A 9,882-nucleotide genomic window follows, 5' to 3' on the forward strand; every position below is an offset into this window, starting at 1 on the left:
TTTGACCTCCTTAAATTCCTGAGCCATCCGTCAGTAACAGCTCATCTGTTTTCTCAAATTCCGAAAGCACCTTTTGTCTTAAGCTCTGAAAAGCTGTTGACGTTCTATTCCGCGGGAACGGTAAATTCACGGGAAGGATTTTATGAATTCGGCCAGGTCTTGCTTGTAACAGCACAATTTCATTGGCTAAATAAATGGATTCATCAATATCATGAGTGACAAGCACCATCGTTGTTCTTTTCTCCTGCCAAATATTCAGCAGCACATCCTGTAAGTGTTTCCGTGTAAATGCATCTAGCGCACCAAATGGTTCATCAAGCAGTAAAATCTCTGGATCACGCAGGAGTGCTCTTGCAATGGCTACGCGCTGTGACATTCCGCCTGAAAGCTCATGTGGATAGGCGTGTTCAAAACCTTTTAATCGAACAATTTCAATCAATTCATCGACTTTGCGGCGTACAGCTGCTTGTTTTAAATTGAAATTGGCAGCGATGTTTTCTTCGACCGTCAGCCACGGAAACAAGCGATGCTCCTGAAAGATAAAGCCCTGTTTCATTCCTGGTTCTGTCACACGTCTTTCCCCTATCACGATCTTCCCATCATAATCTGTATCAAGCCCTCCAATGATCTTCAGCAATGTACTTTTCCCGCATCCGCTCGGACCAATCACCGTCACGAATTCACCAGGAACGATGGTGAGCCTCATGTCTTCAAGCACTTGAATGCTTTGTTTGTCTTTCCAAAAAGATTTACCCACAATATCAATGGAAATAGTCATTGCAACCTTCCCTCCTCTTGTCATCGGAACTATACGCAGAAAGGCCCTTATCCCAAAAGAGATAAGAGCCTTCGTGTTGTCCGATCAGCTATTCATATTGATTTGTTAGCACCATCCTAAATCATATTATTCCTATAAATCAACTATATTTTATAAAATAGTTATTTCGACCTTGTATGCTTTTCATCAATTCGATCGTAAATCGCTTCTATTCGTTCTTGATTGCTGTAAATCTCATATTTGTTCCGTTCAATCAATATGTCTAGTGTGAGATCCATATGTTTTCTGTATTTTTTTCGTTTTTTCTTTTTTTCCACGCTCATCACCCTTTCTCATTGAAATAAAAAAGGCTCTATCACTCATGCTTGAGTGATAGAGCCTTCGGTTGACCGATCAGCCATTCTTGTTGGTGTTTTCAGTATGCTCATGTTAATACACACTATTCCGACCTGTCAACTATATTTATTGTTTTTTCAGATTTATCTAAAAAAGGATTGACCAAGCACGAAACAAGATTTATAGTCTTATTAAATATTTCTTATCAAAGTAGTTGGTTTTATCTAACAAAAGGAGGATATACACATGTCAGAAGAACTTCAATTTCGTTTAGAAACAAAAGCCATTCACGCAGGTCAGGAACTTGATTCAGCGACCTATTCAAGAGCCGTACCTATTTATCAAACAAGCTCTTTCGGTTTTAGAGATAGTGAGCATGCTGCGAATTTATTCGGACTTCAGGAACCTGGAAATATTTATTCGCGTATTATGAACCCCACCAATGACGTGTTTGAAAAAAGGATTGCTGAGCTTGAAGGTGGAATTGGTGCACTTGCTGTCTCCTCTGGACAAGCAGCCACCACTTATTCTATTTTAAACATTGCAGGAGCTGGTGACGAAATCGTATCCTCCAGCAGCCTTTATGGAGGCACCTACAATCTGTTTGCTCATACGCTTAAAAAGCTCGGAATTACAGTGAAATTTGTCGATTCATCCAACCTTGAAGAACTTGAAGCAGCGATTACGGATAAAACAAAAGCAGTGTATGCAGAGAGCATCGGGAATCCAAAAGGCGACATTTTACATATTGAAGCCGTCTCAGCCATTGCACACAAACACCATATTCCACTTATTGTGGACAATACGCTCGCCAGCCCCTATTTATTAAGACCTATCGAGTTTGGTGCAGACATTGTCGTCCACTCAGCGACGAAATTCATTGGCGGACATGGCACATCAATTGGCGGTGTCATCGTTGATAGCGGCGGGTTTTCTTGGGCTGACAGTGATAAGTTCAAAGGGCTGACTGAACCAGATCCAAGTTATCACGGTCTCACATATACTGAAGCGATTGGAGAAGCGGCCTATATCACAAAAGCGCGTGTACAGCTCTTACGTGATTTAGGGGCAGCACTGTCACCTTTCAACTCATTTTTACTTCTTCAGGGCTTAGAAACATTGCATTTACGTCTTGAGCGGCATAGTGAAAATGCGTTAAAAACAGCGCAATTTTTACATGATCACCCCCTTGTAGAGTGGGTAAGCTATCCAGGTCTTGAAAGCCATGAATCCTTTGAACTGGCTCAAACATATTTACCAAAAGGACAAGGCGCAATCCTCACATTTGGTATTAAAGGTGGGCGAGAAGCAGGTAAAAAGCTCATTGATTCCGTTCAGCTTTTCTCACATCTTGCAAACGTGGGCGATTCTAAGTCACTGATTATTCATCCTGCCAGCACAACGCATCAACAATTAAGTGAAGCTGAACAAAAAGCGACAGGCGTTACACCAGAACTCATTCGTTTATCTGTTGGAACAGAAGCGATTGAAGATATTCTGGCAGATCTTGAGCAGGCGATTGCAAAAAGCCAGTCTTCATGAAATAGAAAAAAGCACACGGCTGTGTGCTTTTTCTGTTTATTTAATGGTTGAGTAATCGAATATCTTGGAAAGGATAAAATACAAATGATGTTGTCCCTTGAATATCACTCTTTGTAAAAAGACCTAAACCGTTGCGGCTGTCCATTGAATTTTGGCGATTGTCACCCATGACAAAGTACTTTCCTTTTGGGACTGTAAGAGGACCAAAATCAGGTGTCAGCAAAGTGCCATCTGCGGCTGCTTGCTTTTTGTTTGATGCTAAATAAGGCTCCTCCACTTTTTTCCCATTTACATACAGCTGGTCATTTTTCATTTCGATTTTATCACCAGGTAAACCAATCAATCGTTTCACGTAGTGAGTGCTGCGGTCTTCCCCATCAAGGACAATGATCTGTCCTCGTTTATAATCACCGAAATAATCGACGGTTTTATTCACAAAAACCCGCTCTGTATCATGCAATGTCGGATACATAGAAGACCCTTTGACAATGTACGGTGCGAATAAAAAGTTACGAATGATGAAAACAGCAATGAATGCGATTAAGATGGCTTTGATCCAGCCCCATAACTCTGATTTCTTTTTTTGTGTTTTTGTATTTGTTATCATAAGCTCCTCCTGAAATCCCCTAGGACGAAATGAGTTTTTCACCAGCTATCTGCTGACGTCACGCTTGTTTCCCCCTAAATATAAACATATTTTGCCAACAAATCAAGCAGTGAGAGAGAAAAAGGCAAGCACCTTTCTGTGCTTGCCCAAAACTCAGTTACTTAGCAGAAGAATCCGCTTCGTTCTCTTTGTTTGATTTACCATAGAAATAATCAGATGGATTCACTGGTTTAAAATCAGATAGTTTATGGAATCGAAGAAGATCCCTGTAGAGCACTTTATCTGAAAGGCTTAACTGATTATCAACACGGGCTTTAATCGCCTCTGTCTTTTTATTTTGTTTCACCACTTTACCCGTTTTCGTGTCGTAGACAGTGTTATCTACAAGGGTATATTTTGGTGTCACATAGTTTCCGTTACGGAATGCAACAGTTTGATCATGCTTTTTAGAAAATAGATCTGTTCCAAAATTCACGAACTCATTCGAATCAATACCTTGTAAGTGAAGAAGCGTTGGCATCACGTCTACTTCACCACCATACGTATGGTTCACGCCGCCCTGTTTACCAGGAACACGAATCATGAGCGGTACACGCTGGTTTTGTGCATTTTGATAAGGTGTAATTTCTTTTCCTTGAATTTCACTCATTGCACGGTTATGGTTCTCAGAAATACCGTTATGATCACCATATAGTAGAATCACTGAGTCTTTATAAAGACCTGATTTTTTCAAGTCCTTAAAGAATTGCTCTAATGACTCATCCAAATATCTTGCTGTTTGGAAGTAATTATCCACGGTTTTATCACCAGTTGTTGCTTTAGCGATCGTCGCATCTTTCTCATCTAGATTAAATGGATAGTGATTTGTCAGTGTCATTAAATGTGCATAAAATGGCTTTTTCATTGATTCTAACATTGGGATTGATTCTTTAAAGAACGGCTTATCCTTCAGACCCATATTCACAAGATTTTCTTCATCCATGTTGTAATATGAAGCATCGAAGAATTGATCAATTCCCATATGCTTATAAATCGTGTCACGGTTCCAGAAAGACTTATAGTCCCCGTGAAGCACTGCACTTGTATAGCCTGCTTTTTGATCTAGAATCGCAGGAAGTGATTGGAAGGTGTTTTCACCCTTTGTCACAAACGCTGCACCCTCTGGCAATCCAAACATACTATTATCCATCATCAGCTCAGCATCAGATGTCTTCCCTTGGCCAGTCTGATGGAAGAAGTTATCGAAATACGTAAAGTCATCTTTTCCATGAGCCAGTTTGTTTAAAAATGGAGTTACTTCTTCTCCATTTAGTTTGTAGTCAATTAAGAACGACTGGAAGCTTTCTAAATGAATTTTAATGATGTTTTTACCTTTTGCTTTACCAAAATACTCTGCATTTGGCTTCGCATAGTGAGAAGCCGTATAGTTCACGACATCAGTTAAATCTTCACTGCTCGCATTTGCGACCTGCGTTGCGTTTTGTGCTGCTTGTACGCCGTCATAAATCGTATAGTTATAAACACCTAAGTATTTGACAACATACTTATGATCAAATGTTCTTGTTAATAGTTCTGGACGATCTTTTTCAGCTAAATGCAGGTTGACAAAGAACAGTCCAACACCTGCCGCCACAATAAGCAGTGCGAAAGTTTTTTTCATTTCAAATTTCTTCACTTCTGGTCTCCAAATGACAATAGCAATTAAGATGATAATATCAAGGAAGTATAATAGGTCATGCGGCTTAATGCTTGCTAACACACCGCCAGTCATACCTCCTCCAAGATTTCCTGCTTGTTTCATTGTGGAGAAAGTCAAAAAGTCATCAAAGAAACGATAATACGCTACATTGGCATATAAAAGTCCGGTCATAATAAAATCAATGACAATTAAAACAATGGCCGATTTACGCCCCTTGATAAAGAGAGCAAGTCCAAAAAACACGATGGCTGAACTAAATGGATTTAATAAGAGAAGACCCTCTTGAAAAGAACCTTTCACTCCTAAATTAAAGTCCATTTTGTAGGCTGTGTACGATTTTGCCCAAAATAAGAGAACAGCCAAAACAAAAAAGCTATGTTTGTTCGCAAATATTTTTTTCATAAAACCTCTTCTTTCTTATTTTCGATCTGATATAAATGAAATCATAAAAAATTTACATTCATTTTGCAAATGTAAATCTTCTGCACCAAGCATTCCGATGCTCTGTCTCCGGCGGTTACGTGTGCTCCTTTAATATAACGAATGAGAAGCAACATAAGTTTCAAAAAAACACGAATAAATAAAAGGAAAAATATCCATTTACACTATATTTACTGGCACTTCATGTTTCAGTGGATGATGAAGGTTTTGTAAATCACTCAGTACTACTTTACTTTTTTCATCTATTCGTGTCAAAGTAATTATAAAGAAAAGGAAGATTCACCTAGGCTTTTCGACTTATTCACCTAAATTTATACAAAATTCGATCCCTTCAATTTGCTCTTTTATTGTGACTCATCCCCCAGGAATCCATGTATCCTCTCTACTCCTACAAACCTAAAAAAACAGTTTCAAGCAAAAAAAAGCTTGATTTCCCCTGCCAATGTGCGGTGTGATAAAGATATAATTCACAACACATAACTCAGGCTGGAGGACATCACATGAAGAATAATCAACAAATCAACGCATTTGAAAAAAGATTTTCAGCAGAAATAGTAGACATCATTGCTGTCACAGGACCTACTGGGGTAGGTGCAGGAAAAGCAGGAAAGGAATCTCTTTGGACCGCTTCCATTCCACTGATTGCATGGAAGGAAAAAGGCCACATCACAACCGAAAAGGTGAGACTCTGCTGGTTAACAGATGAAGAGGGATTACGGGAAAAACAGGCACAATTACATAAAGAATCAATCGTTACACTTCAGGTGCGAAAAGGTGCAGGTGAATTCATGCTGGTATCACTGATCGATACAGATACAGAGGAAAGAGAGCTTCAAGAAATACTAGAAGAAGCACAAAAACCTGTCTTTTATCACGATGACAAGCTGGGCACCTTTGAATTAGTGAAAGGACTAGACTTATTTGAAACGACAATCCAATGGGGCAATCAGGAATGCCTTCTCTACTTTAATCTCGAAGAAGACGAAGGTATAACCGACGCTATCCAAACTGCTAGACGACTCGTACAAGAGCAGACTAAATGGGATTCTTCTATTAAATCATTTGCGGCAAATAAACTGATTGAGCTAGCAAAAGACTGGCAGGAACAAGACGACTCAGATGAAAATCAAGAAGAGATCACACATGACCATTTTATCAATCGCATTTCGCTTGAAAGCCTGCAAGCTTATCCAAATGGAGAGTTTGAAGCCTATTATCATGACGGTAATTTATTTTGGGGACATGTCATCCTTATCACAGGAAATATAGATGGCACATTTAAAGATGCACACATTGCAGGCTAAAAGATGGAGGGATAATCAATGGAGATAAAGGCTTTTCATGTATTAAATCAAGTTGGAAAAACACCAGTCATAGCCAAGATTGGGGGATTCCGTCCTGATCCATTTAGATACAGCTGATTTGCCGGCCATTTTTCCATCCATCCTGATAAAGGCTGGCCGACAGATCAAGATGGCGCCATGATCCCGATTTTACAAATTTATTTACCTGAAGTCCCAGGGGGAATGAACGGATTGGATGAATGTAAGATGATTCAAATTTTCCTCAACCAGAAAGCACTTCCGATTGATATCACCAAAAACGGAGAAGGCTGGAAACTCATTGAGTATTCGTCTATGGAAGGATTAGAAGTAATTGAGACCCCAGAAGAAGTGAAAGGGCTCAAACCCTTTCAAATCCAGTGGAACGAAAGAGAGCAAGAGGACTTTCCATGCTGGGAAGAAGCATGGTCATATGTCGATTTATCAGAAGTCAATGAGAGTGAAGAAGCGTCAGATCACTTCTTTAAACAATACACAAATTACTCGTTCACAAAAATCGGCGGATATGGGGCTTATATTCAATCTCCACCCCATCAAAAGCCAGGCGAATTTATGCTGCAAATCGCCTCAGAAGAAAAGCCTCGTTTCATGATTGGTGATAATGGCACCATGTATTTCTATTACGACAAAGAAACGAAAGAATGGCTTATGCACTGGGATTGTTTTTAGATGTCTTTTCAATGAAACCTTTTTTCTTTTCAAGCGTAACGAATCATATGAAAGGAGGAGGTCATGTGGGATTCATTTTAGATATCTTTACCATTGCTCTGTACATTCCTTTTCTACAGGGAGATGAAGAGGATATCTCAAGAAACGCAGCACATCTGAAAAAATATAGCTGGTTTCAAGCGTTATTAAACGATCAAACTTGCAGAGAGCTCATCATTTATGACCAAGATGTTCGCCGTGTCATTGGCCGGTTTAAAACGGATAAACTCCATCATAAGCGTTACAACATAAGATGCGAACGTAAATTACTGCAATTATTACGCCATGCCATGTAAATATACGAAAAGAGCCGCACTTGAATGTGGCTCTTTTCGTATAAATTTAATAAATCCTTTTGAAGAAAACAATTGACGCTTGGACAACTCTCCCCGTATATTATGTATAAATCCATCTTTTTCATAGAAAAGGGGGCCCCACATGCGCTTGTTTAAGAACTGGAGAAAAAAGCAGCCCAAACAGCCGATCACTTCAGAAACGCAAGAAGACAGTATCCCAATTAACTTTTCCACCCTTCCCTTTGGTACAGACACAGTAGATGATTTTTTGTTCAACTTAGACCTGACATCCAAGCTCACAGATCCCTATAAAGAAATAGATACGAACAAATGAACCTAGACTTTCGTGAATCTTCATCCAATCTTGGATGATTTTTTTATACTCAATGAAAGGTGTAATCACATGAAAACATATTATATCGTCAGACACTGTCAAGCAGATGGACAATCCAAAGACGCGGCTTTAACACCGCAAGGCATCGCTCAATCACACACACTGGCACAGTTCTTATCCAGCATACACCTCAATCAGATCATCTCAAGTCCTTATAAACGAGCTATCCAAACTATCCAGCCTCTTGCCCATGCAAAACAACTTAAGATGAAAATCGATGACCGTCTTTCTGAACGTGTGTTAAGCAGCAAGCCCATGGACGATTGGTATGAGAAGCTAAAGCTCAGCTTTACGGATTTAAACATCACATATGAAGGTGGAGAATCCAGCCAAGAAGCCATGAACCGGATCGTAGAGGCTTTCTACGAACAAATACATTTAGAAGAAAATCATACCCTCTTCGTCACACATGGCAATATCATGAGCCTACTCCTCAAACACGCCGATTCAAACATTGGCTTCAATGAGTGGGAGAAGCTCAGCAATCCAGATGTCTATGTATTGAAATACTTTAACTCAGATCATTTAGAAATAGAACGAATATGGTATAACGTATAAAAAACGGCAGAATATCCATTCTGTCGTTTTCTCATCACAATACACCTATTGGCGATAATAAAAGGCCTTCACCCATTCATACGGTTTTTCAAGTTCCGCACACCATTTCATAAACCCGCTTGTCTCCGTTTGCTGAAATTCAATCCAGTCAGATAAAAGCTGAGCATAATAGACTGCTTGTTTTTGATAATATGTACGTGTCTTTTCATCTTGTATCAGCATCATGACATCTTCAATGCCCTGAATTCGCTCTTGATCCATCTCAAATGTACTTAAATAAAGATCTTCATGTATATGATGAAACGAATACCACAAAGCGGATAGATAGGTTTCACAAATTTGAACAATCACACGCTGCTCCTCGCTGCCCCCAAGCTCTATTGCCTTCAATAAATAAGGCAGTGATTCTCCCTGAGGTACAAACAAACCTTGCCACCGATATGGCCTTACATCCACTGGATCAACCTTCTCCCACTCCTCAAGAACCGGATTGATGAGTCCATTCACCAGCGGAAAAACGAGTAAATGATGATCATCCTCAAACTGTTCAATCCACTCAAACAGCCACGCAACAAATACTCGCTGAGTTTCAAAATCGTTCTTTTTCATCTCTTCAATAAAGGAATGAAGGACTTTTAGCGCCTCTTTACGAAGCCCTTGTTCTTTTTTTACACAATACTGTCTGAAATAAGGATAATGATTTGATCTCTCGTCTTGAATGATGACCCGTAATATAGTAGTAGTTTGCAATATCATAACGCCGTCCTTTTTACATTCAATTTGATCGTAAGACAAACCCTCCATTCCGTGCTCCTGAATGAATTGAATGTACTTAGAAGTTCCAAAATCATGATGTTAGCTGCTCCTTCGCAAACACTAATTCGAATTGAAAACACAAAAAAACGTTTCTCCATTGTGGAGAAACGTTAGATTGACGGCAATTTCACATTCAATTACCGATGATAGATACCGGTGGCCGGGGTCGAACCGGCACTCCGTGAGGAACACGATTTTGAGTCGTGCGCGTCTGCCAATTCCGCCACACCGGCATGATCATTAAAGAGCGCAACTTATGATAAAAATCAATGGTGCCGAGGGCCGGACTTGAACCGGCACGGTAGTCACCTACCGCAGGTTTTTAAGTCCTGTGTGTACGCCAATTCCAAAAAAACGGAAGTAT

Annotated in this window: 10 protein-coding genes, 1 tRNA gene and 1 pseudogene; 6 read left to right on the forward strand and 6 right to left on the reverse strand. The window is 39.8% G+C overall.

The window, feature by feature from the left end:
• Positions 1–10 precede the first annotated feature (10 nt).
• Both BA70_RS10505 and BA70_RS10510 read right to left on the reverse strand, forming a co-directional pair.
• Positions 11–778 carry an ABC transporter ATP-binding protein gene (locus tag BA70_RS10505; RefSeq protein ID WP_034321714.1) on the reverse strand — a complete coding sequence of 256 codons (768 nt, stop codon included), beginning with the start codon at positions 776–778 and terminating at the stop codon, positions 11–13.
• A gap of 161 nt (positions 779–939) precedes the next feature.
• On the reverse strand, positions 940–1,095 hold the full coding sequence (locus BA70_RS10510) for an FbpB family small basic protein (RefSeq protein ID WP_078061704.1): 156 nt from the start codon (positions 1,093–1,095) through the stop codon (positions 940–942).
• 265 nt (positions 1,096–1,360) lie between these two features.
• Between BA70_RS10510 and BA70_RS10515 the strand changes: the two genes are divergently transcribed.
• Positions 1,361–2,656 carry a homocysteine synthase gene (locus BA70_RS10515; RefSeq protein ID WP_034321721.1) on the forward strand — a complete coding sequence of 432 codons (1,296 nt, stop codon included), beginning with the start codon at positions 1,361–1,363 and terminating at the stop codon, positions 2,654–2,656.
• 40 nt (positions 2,657–2,696) lie between these two features.
• Here BA70_RS10515 and lepB read toward each other — a convergent pair whose 3' ends face one another.
• Entirely contained in the window at positions 2,697–3,263 is a 567-nt protein-coding gene (lepB, locus tag BA70_RS10520; protein ID WP_034321723.1) for a signal peptidase I, read from the reverse strand.
• 157 nt (positions 3,264–3,420) lie between these two features.
• Entirely contained in the window at positions 3,421–5,364 is a 1,944-nt protein-coding gene (gene ltaS, locus BA70_RS10525) for a lipoteichoic acid synthase (protein WP_034321726.1), read from the reverse strand.
• Positions 5,365–5,903: 539 nt separating this feature from the next.
• Here ltaS and BA70_RS10530 point away from each other — a divergent pair.
• From BA70_RS10530 to BA70_RS10550, 5 genes and pseudogenes are all read left to right on the forward strand, one after another.
• Complete coding sequence (locus BA70_RS10530) at positions 5,904–6,707, forward strand: DUF2262 domain-containing protein (RefSeq protein WP_034321729.1); 804 nt, start codon at positions 5,904–5,906, stop codon at positions 6,705–6,707.
• A 129-nt stretch (positions 6,708–6,836) separates the two neighbouring features.
• Positions 6,837–7,415 (forward strand): annotated as a pseudogene (locus tag BA70_RS10535) (DUF1963 domain-containing protein); the annotation flags it as partial.
• A 65-nt stretch (positions 7,416–7,480) separates the two neighbouring features.
• Positions 7,481–7,750, forward strand: coding sequence for a hypothetical protein (locus tag BA70_RS10540; protein WP_034321749.1), 270 nt, complete (start codon positions 7,481–7,483; stop codon positions 7,748–7,750).
• 142 nt (positions 7,751–7,892) lie between these two features.
• Positions 7,893–8,084 (forward strand): hypothetical protein, encoded by a 192-nt coding sequence (locus tag BA70_RS10545; RefSeq protein ID WP_034321732.1) that lies wholly within the window; start codon positions 7,893–7,895, stop codon positions 8,082–8,084.
• Positions 8,085–8,153: 69 nt separating this feature from the next.
• Positions 8,154–8,702: a histidine phosphatase family protein gene (locus BA70_RS10550; protein WP_034321735.1), complete on the forward strand. Its 549-nt coding sequence runs from the start codon at positions 8,154–8,156 to the stop codon at positions 8,700–8,702.
• A 45-nt stretch (positions 8,703–8,747) separates the two neighbouring features.
• On the opposite strand, the gene BA70_RS10555 is transcribed toward BA70_RS10550, so the two are convergent.
• Entirely contained in the window at positions 8,748–9,452 is a 705-nt protein-coding gene (locus tag BA70_RS10555) for a hypothetical protein (protein WP_051691139.1), read from the reverse strand.
• 217 nt (positions 9,453–9,669) lie between these two features.
• Positions 9,670–9,751, reverse strand: a tRNA-Leu gene (locus BA70_RS10560).
• Between the last annotated feature and the right edge of the window lie 131 nt (positions 9,752–9,882).

The organism is Bacillus zhangzhouensis (assembly GCF_000715205.1).
Lineage (GTDB): Bacteria > Bacillota > Bacilli > Bacillales > Bacillaceae > Bacillus > Bacillus zhangzhouensis.